Origin of the sequence: Flavobacterium psychrotolerans (genome assembly GCF_003097635.1) — a bacterium.
GTDB classification, from domain to species: domain Bacteria; phylum Bacteroidota; class Bacteroidia; order Flavobacteriales; family Flavobacteriaceae; genus Flavobacterium; species Flavobacterium psychrotolerans.
In genome coordinates this window covers 81048-100055 of sequence record NZ_QCZI01000008.1, presented here as the reverse complement: position 1 = coordinate 100055, position 19008 = coordinate 81048, and the positions used below count along the sequence as shown (strand labels likewise).

The window sequence follows — 19008 nt, the reverse complement described above, 5'->3', positions numbered from 1 at the left end:
GACAATTAACAGTTGACAATTGACAATTATCCATTGTTAATTATCAATTATCAATTAAAAAATATGTTATTAGAAATAGTATCACCCGAAGCAAAATTATTTTCAGGAGAAGTAACCTCGGTTTCTCTGCCGGGAGTTGAGGGTAGTTTTCAAATATTGAATCACCATGCGCCTATAGTGGCTACTCTAAAAGAAGGCGTTATAAAAATGGTTGCTCCAAGTTTTCTTTTTAATAAGGAAATAGAAGGTGAATTCACTAAAGTAAACGATCAAAATTACACACTTGCCATCACCTCTGGAACCATTGAGATGAAAGACAACAAAGTAATTGTTTTAGTAGACTAAATAAATTCGAAATAAAAACAGAAAGCCAAGCATTATTGTTTGGCTTTTTTTATTTTTGGGTATGAAAGAAAGAAATGAATTTGAATTAATTGTTTCTCAGCCAAAGAATTCACTTTGGAAAATCATTGTTTCGGGTCTATTCTATGCGTTTGCAGTGCGTGCTATTCTATGTATTGTATTTTTACAGCATTATTCCAGACTGGATCCAGATGAAGCTGAATTTTTTAATAAGAATATTATGGTAGCGATGATATGTCTTGTTGGAGGTATTTATTTTTCTGTAAGACTTACTATCTTAATTGATACCGCCAATAGCAAATTAATTTCTAGATATTTCCTTGGGTTTTTCTCTGTCAACTTCAAAACTGAAATTCCAGAACTCAAATATGTATCAATTTCCAAAAATGAAGACGAGATTTACCTAATTGACCTTTGGTATAGAGCCAATAAATATTATAATATGTGCTATTCAGAAGAAAAAGATTTAGCCTTTAAATTTGCTGAAATGGTTGCTGAAAAACTGCACATCAATTTTCTTGATGCTACCGAAAAAGGAAATTCTAAATGGATAGAAAAACCAAATTCATGAAAAAATTCCCGAAAAATCTTTCAGAAAAACTAGAAATTCGAAAACAAAACAATGCTTTGAGGCAATTGCAGTCAAACAACAAGGGCATTGATTTTTCTTCCAATGATTATATAGGATTTGCTAAATCAAAAACCATTTTCGACAAAACACATCGATATTTAACCGATAATAACTTCATTCAAAATGGTGCCACCGGTTCCCGACTAATTTCCGGGAATCATTTGCTTTACCAAGAAACAGAAAATTACATCTCCAAATTTCATCAAAGTGAAGCAACGTTAATTTTCAATTCCGGATACGATGCCAACGTTGGGTTTTTTAGTTCCGTTCCCCAAAAAGGGGATTTTATCCTATACGATGAATTGAGCCATGCTTCCATTAGAGACGGCATCCAATTGTCTCATGCTAAGTCCTATAAATATCAGCATAACGATTATGAAGATTTAGAAAAATTGCTTTTACGTTGTCAAACCCAACTTGTCGAAATCTACATCGTTACCGAAAGCGTTTTCTCTATGGATGGAGATTCTCCCGATTTGGAACAATTGGCACAACTATCCCAAAAATACAATTGTCGATTGGTCATCGACGAAGCACATGCACTGGGTGTTTTTGGAGCAAACGGACAAGGATTAGTACAAGAATTGCAATTGCAGAATAGTTTTTTTGCAAGAATCATGACATTCGGAAAAGGATTGGGTTGTCACGGCGCTGCAATATTAGGTTCAGCGACTTTGAAAGAATATTTAGTGAATTTTACACGCAGTTTCATTTATACAACAGGACTTTCGCCACATTCCGTTGCTACCATTTTAGTGGCGTATCAACATTTGGAAAATGGAACAGATATTCAAAAATTACGGGAGAATTGCATTCATTTCAATCAGGAAAAAAATATATTGGGGATAAAACCTCTTTTTGTAAGAAGTAAATCGGCCATCCAGTCAGCTATAATACCCGGAAACGAAAAGGTGAAATCCATAGCCAAACAAATCCAAGACAAAGGCTTTGATGTGAAGGCAATCTTATCGCCCACCGTTCCTGAAGGGCAAGAGCGTTTGCGATTTTGCCTGCATAGTTATAATTCAAAGGAAGAAATTTCTGAAGTCTTGGGATTGTTGCGTACTTTAGCGCTTTGGGAAACCGATATTGCATCCATCCCAGAATAATGGAGAGGATAACTTTCATATACGCATATATATAGTCAAAAATTTGATCTCTTATGGGTTAATTCTTTCAATATTACTATTATGACTTGCTCTCAAAATCAAAGGTTTGAATAAAAAATAAGGACATCAACACCAAGATTTTTACTAATTTTTTTAACATTTGTATCAATAATACATTAATTACTAACAAAAAGCAATTGGCTCTCGGAAAATGTATTTTGTTAAATATTTAAAAAAATATTTAAAAACAATAAATATCTATAACTTTATCCCCGAATTAAACTTAAAACCAATTGGTTTGAAAGATTTTACCACGTTTTATGCAATACAAAATTACCTCTTCATTAATGAAAAAGACATTTTTTATCCTATTTACACTATTATTATTTAGCTATTCATTTTCACAAACATATACCATGAACAATGGCGCAAATGGTAAAGTGACTAAATGTGCCGGAGTGTTTGTGGATAATGGTGGTATAGGGTCAAAATATTCATCCAATCAGAACAGCACAATAACTTTTTGCCCAACTTCTCCAGGCGATAAAATTAAAATTAGCTTTACGTCTTTTGAAACACAAGACCTAGATAATAATAATAACCCTACCGATTATTTGGATGTTTGGTATGGAAGTACAATAGGCACGGCAGGCACACAGAACGAAAGCTTTTCGGGAAATCTAGCTGCTTTTACCATTACATCTACAAGCCCTGACGGATGCATCTCCTTAAAATTCACATCGAATGGAACTAGTACCTTTCCTGGTTGGGTTGCAAACATCTCTTGTATCACGCCGTGTACCACGCCAATAGCCGCAATGGTAAACACTACAACTGTGGATGTCTGTCCTCCTTCTTCCACGAACCCAGGCTCCTTGTCGATTCCTTTTGATGCTTCAACTTCAACGACTGCTTCGGGGAATATTGTTAAATACGAATGGGATTGGGGTGACGGAACAAAATCTATAACTTCAACTGCAAAGACCTCCCATGTTTTCCCTAATTTAGGGATTTTTATCACTAAGCTTAGAGTCCGAAATGACAATACGAATGTTGATCCTCTAGGATGCCAGAGCACCAATTCGGTTACCAAAACGATAAGAGTAATGCCGTCTCCCATTTTTACCGGATCTTCTGCTAGTACGGTCAATATTGCATGTGGCGATTCTACTACTTTGGTTGCAGCTGTTACCTCCCAAACCATATCACAGCAAACCCCGAGTGTAGTGTCTGGAACCGTAAGTTTACCTGATGGCTCTGGAGATAGTTTTACATTAGGAATTGATTATGCAGGGTTTTTCCCGGTTGGATCGACTGTTACTTCAGGATGCTACCCAACTTTGAAATTTAATTTAGAACATTCTTACGCTGGAGATTTATCTATAGACCTAATTTCACCTTCGGGTCAAACCGTTCGGGTATTTACCAATGATGGGATTGATAATGATAATAAATTTGGAACTTGTGCCAATACGAATGATGATGGTGTTCCTGGCTGTGGCGCAAACTATACTGTTGTGAATTCTGGAGGTTTTAACTGGCCTTCAGCTGGAGCTTCGGGGACAACTAGTGCAACAAAAACGTGTGCTAGTTATACTGGAAGCTGTGGATCAGGATCCTATTATAAATCACAAACCTATAACTCTGCAAATCCATTTTCAGCATTCAATGGTGCTGATTTAAATGGTGTTTGGACCATAAAAATTACAGATAATCTGAAGGATGATGATGGGACTCTATTTAGTTGGTCCCTTGATTTTCCGCAAACTTGTTATGTAAGTTTAGCGACAGTAACCCCAAATATAGCGACAGCAACTTGGTCGCATAGTGGTTCGGGACCAGTTATTCCAGCTCAGACAACCACTAGTTCTGTAATTACAAATCCTGGACCTGGGACATGCCCATCTCCAGGACCGTGTTTGGGAAATAAGCTAACAAATTCTGTCTCCGTAGGACCTTTCCCTACAGCTGGTACTTTTGTTTATAATTCAACTGCTGTTGACCAATTTGGTTGTCAGTACGTAAATCCAGTTACGGTTAATGTGACGTGTTCATCATGTCCAACTGCAACAATTAAATATGCTGCAAACTCTTTTTGCGTTTCTGATACAACTGCACAAATTGTTACGTTAACAGGGACTGGAGCATTTCTAGTAGGCACTTACAGTTCAACTCTCGGATTAAAAATAGACCCAATAACGGGTTCCATTACCCCAAACTTGAGTACTGAAGGAATCTATACCGTAAAGTATACTATTGCTACAAGTGGTGGTTGTCCAGCATATACCGCTTCTACAATCGTAACTATAAATGCAATACCAGCACCACCTCTGTTTAAGATAATCCAGCCTTCATGTGCATTACCAACTGGTACTGTTACGATAACAGGCATAATAGGGGAAACATACAGTTTTGATTCGGGGGCTTATAACACGACCTTGGTGTATGGCGGATTGGTGGCAGGATCTTCTCATACTCTTCAATCTAAGAGCGTAGCGGGTTGCATTTCAACGGTTGCCAATATTACTTTAAACACACCAGCAACAGCACCAGCAATTCCAAATGTTACACTAACTGAGCCAACTTGCCAACTTGCCACCGGTACCGCAACAATAACCGCAATTGCTGGAGAAACATATAGCTTTGATTCAGGGGCTTACTCAATCACATTAACCTATAGCGGATTAGCGGCTGGTTCTTCCCATACGGTGTTTGCAAAAAATGCGGCTGGTTGTATTTCATTGGCTGCCAATATTACTTTAAAGTCACAACCTGCATTGCCAAGCAATCCAGCCATTACAATTACACAGCCTACTTGTACATTTGCAACAGGTACGGTTACGATAACCCAGATTGCTGGAGAAACCTACAGTTTTGATTCTGGTGTTCACTCCTCCACATTAATCTATAGTGGATTAATAGCTGGTTCTTCCCATACCCTAACCACAAAAAATACATTGGGTTGTATATCTACAGTTCTCAATATTCCAATTAATACACAACCCGCAACACCAACAGCACCAATAGTTGCACTAACACAACCTGACTGTGGAGTGGCAACTGGTTCAGCTACTATTACACAGGCTATGGGAGAGACTTACAGCTTTGATTCCAGTGCTTATTCTTCTACATTAACCTATAGCGGATTGGCTTCAGGGTCTTCTCATACTGTAAAAGCAAAAAATACTTTTGGTTGCATTTCAACAGCAACCACGATTGTAATTAGCGCTCAACCCAAAACACCAATAGTAACTGCGACACCCAAATTGAAATCTATCTGTTCTGGAAGCGCTACTGCTATAGCGCTATCGAGTACCGAACTGGGGACAACTTATATTTGGAATGCAATCCAAACCAATGTAAACGGAGCTGTTGCTGGTTCCGGTGACACCATTGCACAGGTCTTGACAACCGTAGGAAATAAATCTGGAGAAGCGGTTTATGCCGTTACCCCAACCGCAAATAGCTGCAGGGGAACAACACTTCTAGTGGTTGTAACGGTAAACCCAATACCCGAGGCTTCAGCCAATCCTGCGCAAGAAACCATTTGTTCCGGAAATGCTGCCAACATTACTTTGACAAGCAATGTCGTAGGTACTGCCTTTAATTGGACTGCTGTTCAAACAGACGTTTTAGGGGCCATTTCAGGAAGTGGTAATATCATTGCCCAATCACTAAGAACGGCGGGTAAGATACAAGGAAAGGTGGAGTATACGATAACACCAACCATTAACGGTTGTACGGGAATACCAATTATCGTAACGGTAACAGTAGACCCTTCACCAGAAGTTTTTGCTTCTTCAGGAACTGTAATTTGTAGCGGAGAGTCCTCTAACATTACATTATCTCCAAATATTCCCGGAACTACATTTGCATGGACTACTACACAAACAGGTGTAATCGGAGCAACTCTAGGTGCGGGAGATGTGATCGACCAAATTCTTGAAGCAGACGCGAACTTGGGCACAGCGGTTTATACGATAACGCCTAGTTTGAAGGATTGCGTTGGAAAATCCATAATGATTACCGTAAACGTAAATCCGGCACCGTCGCCAGCAATTGCAGAAGGCATAATTTGTGTAGATCAAGTCACGAACAGTACCTTTAAATCCCATACTTTAGCCACTGGTTTAAACAACACCAAGCATGATTTCGAATGGTTTTTAGACGGGGTTCTTATTGATGGGGCAGTTGCGAGTAGTTATGAAGCTACAAAAGTTGGAAATTATTCTGTAATCGTGACGAATACCTTAACCGGTTGTGTTTCTAAAGAAGTGCTTGCCACAGTTGTTGCCAACTATCCAGCAGACAATCCTTTTTTGACAACGGTAACTGATGCCTTTACACAGAATGGCATTATTACAGTAATGGTAGAAGGCGGAACTGGTCCGTTCCTTTATCAACTGGACATGGGAGCGTTCCAAAGCGATAATGTATTTACTGGAGCAAGCAGTGGATTGCATACTGTGACAGTCGTAGATCCCCAAGGATGCACTAACATGAGCCAAAAAGTGACGGTCATTGACTATCCAAAGTATTTTACACCAAATGGAGACGGAATTAACGACACTTGGAATATCGGAGCATTAAACGACCAACCCAATGCTATTGTCTACATATACGATTCATACGGAAAACTGATTAAACAAATCAGTACCGAAGGACAGGGATGGGATGGGACCTATAATGGAAAACCATTGCCTTCGTCCGATTATTGGTTTACAATAAACTATTTAGAAACCAATACCAATAAATTATTTAAAGCGCACTTCTCGTTGAAAAGATAAAATTCAAAACGGCCATTACAAAAAAGAGCTCCCAAAAATTGGGAGCTCTTTTCTATATGTGACTGCAATAATTACCGCTTTAAAATCTCTAAAACAGTGCCTAACATCACATTGGCTCCAATGGTTAAATCCTCATAAGAGGAATACTCTAATGGGTTGTGGCTGATGCCGTCTTTGCAACGAACAAATATCATTGCGTAATCGCAGGCGTAAGATAGAGCCAAAGCATCGTGGAAGGGGCCACTCATCAATTCAGGTGCATCCAGATGCAGTGATTCACATTCATTATGAATAATTTTCTTCATCCAATCGGCACAGTAACGCGGGTCGCTTTTGGTATCTTCCGAAATTTCATAAGCCAATTGGTGTTTTTCTGTAATGGCTAAAATTCGATCTCTCAATTGCTTTTCATAACGGTTGCGTCGCTCCAAATCAATATCCCTTAAATCGATTGTAAAGGTGACTTCTTCCGGAATAATATTTCGGGATGCGGGGAAAACATTTATTGTTCCCACTGTTCCCACAGTTGGAGCGCCAGGAATTTGAGTAGCAATTTCGTTTACTGCAACAATAATTTCAGCAGCACCTACCAAGGCATCTTTCCGAATAGGCATCGGTACAGAACCAGTATGTCCCGCCATTCCCTTCAGTTTTATTGTCCACCACAATGGGCCTGAAATTCCAGATACCACTCCGATGGGTTTGTGTGCCATATCCAGCACAGGACCCTGCTCAATATGCAATTCCAGAAAGCAAAAAATGCTACCCGGTTTGTATTCTGATACTTTGAATTGGGTTACATCGCAACCAAAATCAGTCAATGCTTGTGCTCTGGTAATGCCATCTTTATCGGCTCTTTCGAGTTCACCCTCTTCTAATTTTCCTAATATACCGCGGGATCCGAACAATCCCTTGTTGAAACGCCAGCCTTCTTCGTCGGCAAACGAAATGACTTCGATGCCTCTTTCTGGTTTTATCCCATTTTCCGATAGGGTGGTTGCCACTTCAATAGCGCACAAGACTCCGGCAACGCCATCAAAACGCCCCCCGTAGGGTTGAGAATCCAAATGGGACCCCATCATTAGTATAGGCAATTCTGGGTTTGTGCCTTCTAATCGGCCAATCAAATTCCCGAAATTATCAATGTGCGTGGTCATTCCTGCTTCCTTCATCCAGGAGGCGGCAATTTCAAATCCTTGTTTTTCTAAAGTCGTGTGCGCAGGACGACAGGTACCCGTTTCCCCTATTTTTCCAATAAGGCTCATGGCTTCAAAATGTTGTTGTAATCGTAAAGAATTTATTTTCATTTTAAAATTTATTATGATCAGAACCCTATCAGTGGGAGTTCGACTATTAACTTGTATTTCTAGGCTTTTCTAGCTGCCATGAGACTACTCTTAAACTTTGTATAGGTATAACCTACATAATTTGTAGGTTATACCTATACTTTATGCAAGTTACACCTATACTTCATATAAGTTACACCTACACTTTATGTAGGTTATGCCTATACTTTATATAAGTTATACCTACACTTTATGTAGGTTAAGCCTATACTTTATATAAGTAACACCTATACTTTATGTAGGTTATGCCTATCCTTCAAAGGCTTTAGCTGCATTTATATATAAAAAAAGCTGTTTTTAATGATCGTTCAACGGCAATCCTTGTGCTTGCCAGTCTTTCCAGTTAATGTACTCTGGAGCCACACGATGTTCTTCCATGGTGATGCAGTCTTCTACTGGGCAAACCAATTTACATAAATTACAACCCACGCATTCTTCTTCTTTAACGGTATAATTGTTATGAGGATTCCCTTTCTCAATATTGATGGATTGGTGAGAGGTGTCTTCACAAGCAATGTAACACAAGCCACAGTGAACGCATTTGTCTTGGTCTATTTTAGCAATATGGTGATAGTTGATGTCCAAATCTTCCCAATGGGTGATTTTTTCTACTGATTTTCCGATGAAATCTGTTGTTTTTTCGTATCCTTTTTCATCCATCCAATTGCTCAATCCTTCACACAAATCTTCCACTATTCGGAAACCGTGCGTCATGGCCGCAGTGCAAACTTGTACCGAAGTAGCTCCCAAAAGCATAAACTCCGCTGCGTCTTTCCACGTACTAACCCCGCCAATTCCGGAAATAGGCACTCTTGATGCTACGGGATCTTGAGATACTGTAGTCAACATTTTTAAAGCGATTGGTTTCACGGCTGGACCGCAATAGCCTCCAAAAACACTTTTCCCGGCCACGTACGGATTGGGCACTAAAGTATCCAAATCGATACCCGTTACACTTTGAATCGTGTTGATTAAACTCAAGGCATTAGTTCCGCCTTCTACTGCGCCACGTGCTGTTGGTACAACGGAGTGTACGTTAGGAGTTAATTTTGTGATCACGGGGATCGTCGCTTTTTCCATAACCCATTCCACCACCATTTTAGCAATGGCAGGATCTTGGCCTACGGCAGCTCCCATTCCTCGTTCAGTCATTCCATGCGGGCAACCAAAATTCAATTCAAATCCCATCGCCCCGGCGTCTTCACATTTCATAATGAGTTCATGCCAAGATTTACGATCGTTATCCGCCATTAGCGAAACAATCATCGCACGATCGGGAAACATTTTTACAACTTCTAAAATTTCTTTCAGGTTAATTTCTAAAGGTCGGTCGCTGATTAATTCAATATTATTGAATCCCATCATGCGTTTTCCTCCATAATTTACAGAAGAGTAACGAGAAGAAACATTTTTTACTTGAGACCCTAAGGTTTTCCATACTACCCCGCCCCAACCTGCTTCAAAGGCACGAACGACATTAATTAGTTTATCTGTAGGTGGCGCACTGGCCAGCCAAAAGGGATTTGGTGATTTTATTCCTAAAAAATCGGTGGATATATCTGCCATGTTTTTATTTTTTTAATGTTGAATTATTTAATTAATAGAAAGAAAATCCATGATTGATTTTGCACCGTCTTTTCCAGCTTGTACTGCATCGACTACTTCTCTTCCGCCATTCACGCAATCGCCTCCGGCAAAAATGCCTTCTAAATTGGTAAGAGATTTGTCTTTCACGTCGATTTTTCCTTTGCTGTTTTCTATTTTATTGCTGTTGACCAATGTTTCAAAAGGCATTTGTCCTGCCGCTTTGATGATCATGTCTACGTCCAGCGTAATGGTTTCCCCGGTTGCAACTGGACTTCTTCTGCCACTGGCATCAGGCTCGCCCAATTTCATCGTGTTGCAAACCAATTGGGTTACTTTTCCGCCCACGCCAAGCACTTCTTTCGGAGAAGCTAACCAAATGATGTTGCATCCATCCAGTTTGGCGATGTTCAACTCATGCTCGGTACACGGCATTTCTTCTTGTGTTCTTCTGTAAAGTAAAGTAACGTCCTTTGCTCCCAATCTTTTGGCTTGTGTAGCGGCATCAATAGCTGTCATACCCATTCCGATAACGGCCACTTTATCTCCCACGGCAATCGACGAATAATCGTTGGTTCTTAATTCATAAATAAAATTAATCGCATCAATAACCCCGTCCAAATGTTCTCCTGGAATTTCAAGTTGTCTGGCTAAACCTACTCCAAAAGCCATATATACCGCATCATAGTTGCGTTGCAATTCTTCCACCGTAATGTTTTTTCCTAACTCTTGGTTGTATTTGATGTCAATGCCTCCAATTGAAGTAATATAGTTTACCTCATCTTCACAAAATTCTGGCGTTACTTTGTAAGCGGCTATTCCGTAAGTCATCAATCCGCCCCCTTTACTTTCTTTTTCATAAATAGTGACATCCACTCCTTCTCTGCTCAAGGTGTGCGCACAACTTAATCCAGCAGGTCCCGCACCAACAATAGCCACGCGTTTCCCCGTAGATGGTTTGCGTTCAAACAACTGCCATTTATTATCCATTGCTTTTTCGGTAGCATAGCGTTGTAATTTGGCAATATGAATTGGCGTTTCGTGCATGAAATTATACACACAGGCTCCTTCACATAATTTTTCAACCGGACACACTTTACTACAGCCCGCACCCATGATGTTGGATGAAAAAATAGTATGTGCCGAACCTTTCAGGTTGTCTGTGGCGATTTGTTTGATAAATTTCGGAACGTTAATAGACGTTGGACACGATTTCATGCACGGAGGATCGTAACAAAATAAACAACGGTTGGCTTCTATCAATGCAGCATCTTGTGTTTCAAATGGCGGATGAATATCCGAAAAATTCAGCTCGTATTCTGGAGCGGTTAAGTGATTGTTTTTTATACTCATATTCTTCTAGTTTAAATTTTTTTGGTGGTATCTTTTTATGTGTTTGTATTAAGGTGCTGTAATTTCAGCATAGGTTTCGGGTCTTCGGTCGCGATAGAATTGCCATTTGCTTCTAACCTCATCAATTAAATCCAAATCGAATTCGGTTACCAACAATTCGTCTTTGTCTTCCGAAGCACAAGCGATGATTTGCCCAAGTGGATTCACGAAATAAGACGTTCCGTAAAAACGGCCCAAGTTCCATGGTTTCTCTTCCCCAACCCGGTTGATGCATCCCATAAAATAGCCATTGGCCACGGCATGCGCTGGTTGTTCCAATTTCCAAAGATATTGGGATTGTCCCACGGTAGTGGCAGATGGATTAAATACAATCTCCGCTCCGTTTAACCCTAAACATCGGGCGCCGTCAGGAAAATGACGGTCATAGCAGATGTAAACGCCCACTTTGGCGTACTTGGTTTGGAAAACAGGGTAGCCCAAATTCCCTGGCTTGAAGAAAAACTTCTCCCAGAAACCGCCCGTTTGCGGAATGTGATTTTTGCGGTATTTTCCCAGATAGGTTCCGTCAGCATCAATAACGGCGGCTGTATTGTAATATACTCCAGCCTGTTCTTTTTCATATATCGGAACAACAATTACCATGTTGTATTTTTTGGCATAGACTTGCATGCGTTCTGTTGTAGGGCCTGGAACCGTTTCTGCCGATGCGTACCAAGCGCTGTCTTGTCCCGGGCAAAAATAGGGTGTGTTAAAAATTTCCTGAAAACACAAGATTTGAACGCCTTGCCTTCCCGCTTCTTCAATATACGGAATGTGTTTCTGCATCATTGCTTCCATGATTTCAGCAATCGTCCCTTCACCTTCCGTTTTCGCCAAACTCAATTGAATGAGTCCTGATTTTACTATTCGTGCCATCGTATATTATTTTAGGATTGCGATTTATATTTTTCCCTCTACTTTATTTCTCTTGATAAAACGGCCATATCCTTTAGCCACTTTGCATTCATTGTTATCAATAACCACTTGACCTCTAAGTAAAACGGTTTTTACTTTTCCGGTTAATTCCCAACCTTCATAGCCGCTGTAATCCACATTCATGTGATGCGTTTTGGCAGACAGCGTGTGTTTTTCATTGGCATCAAATAAAATAATATCAGCATCGCTACCTACAGCAATCGTTCCTTTTTTAGGGAACATCCCGAATATTTTGGCAGCATTCGTACAGGCCACTTCAACATATTTATTCAAGGAAATTTTTCCCTTATTCACGCCTTCACTGAAAAGCAATTCCATACGGTTTTCTACTGCGGGATGGCCATTCGGAATTTTAGAAAAATCGTCTACACCTATCAGTTTTTGTTCCCACATGAATGGGCAATGGTCGGTTGCTACCACATTCACCAATCCTTGATTCAAACCCGCCCATAGGGTTTCTTGGTCTTTCTTTTCCCGCAATGGCGGACTCATGACCCATTTCGCCCCTTCAAAATTTTGTTCATATAAAGAAGCATCCAAAATCAAATATTGAATACAAGTTTCCACAAACACGTTTTGATTTCTTTTAGTAGCGTCTCTTACTGCATTCAATGCCCCTTCACAAGTTAAATGCACAATGTAGCCCGGACAGCCGGTATAGTTGGCCATATCGGTAAATCGTCCGCTTGCTTCAGATTCGGTTACTTCGGGTTGGGATAAATAATGATATAGTGGAGAAAGTTTCCCTTCGGCTCTGTGCTTGGCAATCAAAAAATCAATCATGTCCCCATTGGTCGCATGCACATTAATCAAACCGCCGTGTTTCTTTACTTCCTGCATCAGGCCAATCATCTGGCTGTCATCAATCATCAAAGCGCCTTTGTAGGCCATGAACGTTTTGAACGAGGTGATACCTTCCTCTTCTATAAAATGTTGGATTTCTTTCTTGGTGTCATTATTAAAATCGGTCACTGCCATGTGAAAACTGTAATCGCCCACGGCATTGTTGTCGCTTCTTCCTTTCCATTCCTCTAAGGCCGATTGCAAACTTTTACCCTGTTTTTGCAATATAAAATCAATCACCATGGTGGTTCCTCCAAAGAGAGCCGCACGGGTTCCGGTTTCATAATTATCACTGCTGGAGGTACCCATAAATGGCATGTCCAAATGCACATGCGGATCAATTCCGCCTGGCATCACCAGTTTTCCTGTGGCATCAATTTCTGTATCGGCATTAACCTTTAAATTTTTCCCAATCGCGCTGATGGTTTCGCCTTCTATAAAAATATCAGCCACATAATCGTCCGTGGCAGTAATTATTCTTCCGTTTTTTATTAAAATACTCATGTTATTATTTTTTATTTTTCATTAATCCCCAATACACAATTCCGCTAATTCCGAATCCCACAAACCAGGCATAATGGTATAATCCCGAAATCCATTCTGGGAAAGCATCCATTGGCACCACTTGAATTGTGGTCAGGAAACCAGGTATATTCGGCACAATCCCAATCAGTAAAGCGAGGATTGCATTTCTGTTAAATCCATTTGAAAAACTGTAAATCCCAGTATTGTCATACAAATCATCCAAAATCAATAATTGTTTTCGGATGAAATAATAATCCACAATCATGATGCCTCCAACAGGACCCAACAGACTGGAATAGCCTACCAACCAAGTAAAAATATACCCCGTTGGGTCGGCAATTAGTTTCCAAGGAAAAATTAAAATTCCAATTATCCCCGTGATGTATCCTCCTTTTCTAAAATCGATTTTTGATGGGGCAAAGTGCGCAAAATCATTGGCTGGACTCACAATATTAGCAGCGATATTCGTGGCCAAGGTTGAAAGGGCCACTGCAATCATGGCAATGCTCACCAAGAGTTTACTTTCAAATTTACTGGCTAAAATAACCGGATCCCAAATGGTTGTCCCAAAAACAATGGTCGTTGCCGATGTAACCACGACACCCACAAAGGCAAATAGGGTCATCGAAGTTGGCAATCCATAAATTTGTCCTTTTATCTGTGCGTTTTGGGATTTGGCATATCGGGTAAAATCGGGAATATTTAAGGAAAGTGTCGCCCAAAACCCCACCATGCCCGTTAAGGCAGGGAAGAAGAAATGAAAGAAATCCGTCGTGTTCGTGAATTTGGATGGTGTTTGTAAAATGGGTCCTAAACCGTGAGCGGCATTAATGGCCCAAAACAACAACGCCAAGGCCGCCACCGGCAAAAAGAAGGCTTTAAAAACCAATAATTTCCTAATACTGTCCACGCCCAAAAACACCACATACATATTAACGAGCCAAAACACCACAAAACAAATCGCGGGACCGGTTTGTAACCCCCAAGTATCGGGGAAAACTTGGGGTAACGTTTCCAAAGACGGCATCCATAACCGCGCCATCTGAAAAATTGCGAAACCGCCTATCCACGTTTGAATCCCAAACCAGCCGCAAGCAACAATGGCTCGCAACAAAGCAGGAATGTTAGCTCCTTTGGTCCCAAAACTGGCTCTAGCAAATACTGGAAAAGGAATCCCGTATTTGGCTCCCGCATGACCGTTTAACAGCATCGGAATTAAAACAATGGTATTTCCCAAGAAAATAGTTAAAATGGCTTGCCACCAATTCATCCCACCTTGAATCAAAGAACTTGATAACATATAAGTAGGGATACAAAGGCTCATGCTAATCCATAAGGCTGCATAATTCCAGGTACCCCAAGTTCTTCGATGCTCTGGAATAGGAGCCAAGTCTTTACTATACAACGAAGAATTCGTGTTTTTTAGGTTATTGTCAGTCAAAAGTTGGGGTGGTATTTAATAGTTTTTTACCTCGTTCCCATTTATAAAAGCAAGGGAAAGTGGTGTTGTCCTCATAGTAATCTTGAATAAATAGGATAATGACAAAGCACTACCCACCGTTGGACTCCCAACATTGCTGCTGCAGACCAATAAATTGAGTTTATGAATTGCTAAACATTCCATCTATTCTATACTTATTCTGTAAAAATTTTCAATAAAAATAGTGACTATTTTGATATAAACAAGTTTTTTTTGATAAATAATTCAAAACGCTCTTGGAAATCAATTGTTATAAAATTATGAATTGCCATAAAAAAAGCATGAAAAACAAACAAATCCTCTTCTGAAAATCGCTATTTTTTCCTGTAGAAAAAATATCCTCCATATATAGCAAAAATCCTATCTTTGATAAAAATTCTCACATGAAAAAGATAGTGTTCCTATTCCCTGTGCTATTACTCCTCAATTGCAACAAAGCTGAAAACGTCACCCCGCCCGTTAACAATCCACTCAAAACAGAACTGTTTAACCTCAACGACGTGCCATCTATAACTCTAGAATTTACTCTTGACGACTGGAACAAATTACTTGTAAATTATGACCTTAACCCTAAAAACGAAAAAAAAGTGGTCTCTCATTTTTCATTTACCCTTAACGGATCAACAGTAGAGCTAGACAGTATTGGGCTCAAAATGAGGGGTAACACTAGCCGCCGCCGTCCCGAAGGCGACACGGGACAACTGCACAATGCCACCAATCCCGATTGGCACCACTGCCACTTTGCCCTTGACTTCTCTAAATTCAAAGGCGCTCAACGATTTGAAGGACTCAACAAAATCAACCTAAAATGGTTCAAGGACGATGCAACCTATACCCGAGAAATATACAGCTACGATCTTTTTAAACGTTACGGATGCTGGTTAGCCCCACGTGCCTCTTATTGCAAAGTCACCATCAAGGTAAAAGGCGACATCAAGCCGGCCTATTTCGGTGTATATGCCATGATTGAAAACATAGATGAGGATTATCTCGCCAAACACCAAGATCAGTGGGGAGCCACTACCGGGTTTCTTTGGAAAAACTACAATATTGGCAGTGCCAAAGCCGACTATGTATCTACGGCAAGTATGGGAATGGAAGACGTGAAAATGGATCCCTCGCTTTCGCAATACTACGCCTATGATTTAAAAACACGGGACACCGAATTAGCTGCTGCCAAAGTAGAACTCACACAATTCATCACCGACCTTAATACTAAAACTGGTGCCGTTTTTCAAAACTGGATTGCCCAAAAAATGGACGTCAATCTCTTTCTAAAAACATATGCCACCAATGTTATCCTTGGTATGTGGGACGATTACTGGGTCAACTGCAACAACTTTTATTTCTATTTTGCACCCAACGGGAAAGCCTATTTCATCCCTATTGATTACGACAATTCCTTGGGGACTTCTCAAATCCTGGCCAATTCCGGAACCCAAAACCCACTCACTTGGGGTAACATGACCCAAAGGCCTTTAATTACTAAAATCCTGGCCATACCCCAATATCAAGCGCTGTACAAAAGCTACATTAAGGAACTCGTCAACCCCAACAATGACCTTTTTTCCTCAGGAAAAAGTATTAGCCGCATACAGATTTGGCAAAACAAAATTGCCAATGGCGTCTCTAACGACACCGGTGAAGATATGGCCTTGGAAGATATACCCGCTTACTGGGGCAACCAACCCAATTACCGCTTGAAGTCTGGCAACGCTCAAGGTGGCAGCAATGGCGCTGCTAATTATTTTACGACACGAACCGCAACCATTCCGTGGTAAAATAAAATCACTTATAGTTCTAAAAAAAACATCCAAAAGCTAGGTGTTCAGTTTTTTTATGCTTTGGAATTGAAGTATTTTAAAAAAAGGGAAAAAGAGTTCCCTTAAATTGTTCTTCGTAAGATTTTTTTGTTTCTTTATGGATGGGATTCAAAATTTACTTTTAGATTTGTAAAGTGACTGTATATAAACACTAGGCTATTTATGAGAACTAAAAAACAAAAAGCATTTCTAATCGCTAAAATAGTTAGCGTCTTTTTTGTATTAGTTATTGTTGGACTTTTTGTCTTTCGTGATGCGCTTTTACAGAAGACGTTGGTTAGCATTTCACGAAAAATGGAACAGGATTTCAATAGTTCTTTTTCTGTAAAAAAGGCCATCTTTGTTGGTGTTACGGGTGTGGAAATGGATGATGTTTTATTAGTTCCCAAAAATGCGGACACGCTATTTCGGATTGAAAACATAAAAACAAGGATAAGTTTTTGGCATTTGCTTACAGGTACCATTCGGTTGGAAAGCTTGGATGCAAAAAATGGATATGTACAATTAGTAAAAAACGAAAACGGTCGCAATTTTGACGCTTTCTTGCTTAAAAAAAAGGATTCAACAAATACTGGTGATAAACCCAATTACGCCAAATTAGCTTATAGGATATTGAATAGAGCCTTAAACCTCGTGCCAACCGACATGCGTTTAGAAAACCTCTCGTTGCGAATGAACGATATGGGGCACAAATCGACTATAAGTCTTCAAAAATTGGAATTAGTTGATAAAAAATTGGAGTCTTCAATACAAGTTCAAACCAATACTTTTAACCAACGATGGAAAATAAAAGGAATTGCAGATCCAAGAAACAAACAAACGGATATCCGATTTTTTAATATTGATACGGGAAAAATTAAAGTTCCTTATTTTGATGAACGCTACAACATAAAATCCAGTTTCGATTCGATTCGATTGAATGTTTCCAATATTGATATGGATAATGGGGAATTGCACATTGATGGTTTTACCTCAATTTCAAATTTTACAGTAAATCATCATAAAATTGCCAGTAAAGACGTAGTAATAAAGAATGCCCGTTTTGATTATCATTTGTTATTTGGGGAAAATTTCATTGCAGTGGATAGCAGTTCGACGGTACTATTAAATCAAATAAAAGTCAATCCCTATGTTTCGTATACTAATGAAACGGATAAAATTTATACCTTAAAAATGACGATTCCAAAAATGAAAGCACAAGATTTCATTTCTTCTCTGCCGGAAGGATTATTTACTCATTTTAAGGGTATGGAAGCTAATGGGAATTTTGATTATCATTTGGATTTTGTCTTTAATAAAAATAAGCCAAATGCGGTAGTTTTTGACAGTAAACTCAATAAAGAAAATTTACAAATCACAAAATATGGCGAAGCCAACATAGACAAACTTAATGGTGAATTTGTATATCGGGCAATAATTAATAATGTTCCACAGCGCCCTATTTTAGTGGGTTCTGGCAATCCTAATTATACGCCTTTAAGCCGAATTTCCCCGTATTTAAGAAAATCGGTGCTCACTACCGAAGATCCATCTTTCTTTTCGCACAAGGGATTTATTAATGAAGCATTCAAGCAATCGATTGTGAAAAACATCCGGACCAAGAAATTCTCCCGTGGCGGAAGCACCATCAGCATGCAATTGATAAAAAATGTTTTTCTTACCCGTGAAAAAACGTTATCCCGAAAACTGGAAGAGATTTTGCTGGTTTACATCATGGAAAACAACAAAATTGTGAGCAAAGAACGCATGCTTGAGGTTTATTTTAATATTATTGAATGGGGACCCAACGTGTATGGTATTGGAGAAGCGTCTTCGTTTTATTTTCAAAAAAGCCCTTCGGAATTAACGCTAAACGAATGCTTGTATTTAGCCAACATTATTCCGAGTCCACGAAAGTTCATGTATCAATTCAATAGCGAAGGAAATCTAAAATCATTTGCCGTCAATAGAGACAAACAACTCAAAAGGTTGATGATGCGAAGGGGAATTATCGTAAGCGAAGACACCATTTATCAAATGCCAATCCTGATAACTGGTTCGGCCAGATCATATATAAAAACTAAGGTTGAGGAGGTTCCAACGGAGATTGAACAGCCCACTTCAATTGAAGAATTTGATTTTTAATTCCATTTTGGCTTTTTAATTTTTTTTATAGTTAATTCATTATTAATGAATTAACTATTTTTTTT

Annotated in this window: 12 protein-coding genes; 6 read left to right on the top strand and 6 right to left on the bottom strand. The window is 39.5% G+C overall.

Translation table 11 applies throughout. The features are described from left to right. Positions 1-63: 63 nt before the first annotated feature. The 4 genes from DB895_RS07925 to DB895_RS07910 all read left to right on the top strand — a co-directional run bounded on the left by DB895_RS07925 (position 64) and on the right by DB895_RS07910 (position 6890). Positions 64-345 (top strand): F0F1 ATP synthase subunit epsilon, encoded by a 282-nt coding sequence (locus tag DB895_RS07925; RefSeq protein WP_116724869.1) that lies wholly within the window; start codon positions 64-66, stop codon positions 343-345. A 61-nt stretch (positions 346-406) separates the two neighbouring features. After that, positions 407-934 (top strand): hypothetical protein, encoded by a 528-nt coding sequence (locus DB895_RS07920; RefSeq protein ID WP_116724824.1) that lies wholly within the window; start codon positions 407-409, stop codon positions 932-934. Beyond that, positions 931-2103 carry an aminotransferase class I/II-fold pyridoxal phosphate-dependent enzyme gene (locus tag DB895_RS07915; protein ID WP_116724868.1) on the top strand — a complete coding sequence of 391 codons (1173 nt, stop codon included), beginning with the start codon at positions 931-933 and terminating at the stop codon, positions 2101-2103. The genes DB895_RS07920 and DB895_RS07915 overlap by 4 nt, the downstream gene beginning before the upstream one ends. A 347-nt stretch (positions 2104-2450) precedes the next feature. Continuing rightward, positions 2451-6890 carry a T9SS type B sorting domain-containing protein gene (locus DB895_RS07910; RefSeq protein ID WP_166426948.1) on the top strand — a complete coding sequence of 1480 codons (4440 nt, stop codon included), beginning with the start codon at positions 2451-2453 and terminating at the stop codon, positions 6888-6890. A 71-nt stretch (positions 6891-6961) separates the two neighbouring features. Here the strand turns inward: DB895_RS07910 and DB895_RS07905 are convergent, their stop codons facing one another. The 6 genes from DB895_RS07905 to DB895_RS07880 form a co-directional block, all read right to left on the bottom strand. Beyond that, positions 6962-8197, bottom strand: coding sequence for a M20 family metallo-hydrolase (locus DB895_RS07905; protein WP_116724822.1), 1236 nt, complete (start codon positions 8195-8197; stop codon positions 6962-6964). A gap of 336 nt (positions 8198-8533) precedes the next feature. Continuing rightward, complete coding sequence (gene preA / locus DB895_RS07900; protein ID WP_116724821.1) at positions 8534-9802, bottom strand: NAD-dependent dihydropyrimidine dehydrogenase subunit PreA; 1269 nt, start codon at positions 9800-9802, stop codon at positions 8534-8536. A gap of 27 nt (positions 9803-9829) precedes the next feature. After that, entirely contained in the window at positions 9830-11173 is a 1344-nt protein-coding gene (locus DB895_RS07895) for an NAD(P)-dependent oxidoreductase (protein ID WP_116724820.1), read from the bottom strand. Between the two features lie 48 nt (positions 11174-11221). Then, positions 11222-12088: a nitrilase-related carbon-nitrogen hydrolase gene (locus DB895_RS07890; protein WP_208012148.1), complete on the bottom strand. Its 867-nt coding sequence runs from the start codon at positions 12086-12088 to the stop codon at positions 11222-11224. Positions 12089-12112: 24 nt separating this feature from the next. Beyond that, complete coding sequence (gene hydA, locus DB895_RS07885; RefSeq protein ID WP_116724819.1) at positions 12113-13495, bottom strand: dihydropyrimidinase; 1383 nt, start codon at positions 13493-13495, stop codon at positions 12113-12115. 4 nt (positions 13496-13499) lie between these two features. After that, on the bottom strand, positions 13500-14921 hold the full coding sequence (locus DB895_RS07880; RefSeq protein ID WP_208012146.1) for an NCS1 family nucleobase:cation symporter-1: 1422 nt from the start codon (positions 14919-14921) through the stop codon (positions 13500-13502). Between the two features lie 458 nt (positions 14922-15379). Here DB895_RS07880 and DB895_RS07875 point away from each other — a divergent pair, with 458 nt between their 5' ends. Beyond that, complete coding sequence (locus DB895_RS07875; protein WP_116724817.1) at positions 15380-16777, top strand: CotH kinase family protein; 1398 nt, start codon at positions 15380-15382, stop codon at positions 16775-16777. Positions 16778-16981: 204 nt separating this feature from the next. After that, positions 16982-18943, top strand: coding sequence for a transglycosylase domain-containing protein (locus DB895_RS07870; RefSeq protein ID WP_116724816.1), 1962 nt, complete (start codon positions 16982-16984; stop codon positions 18941-18943). Positions 18944-19008 lie beyond the last annotated feature (65 nt).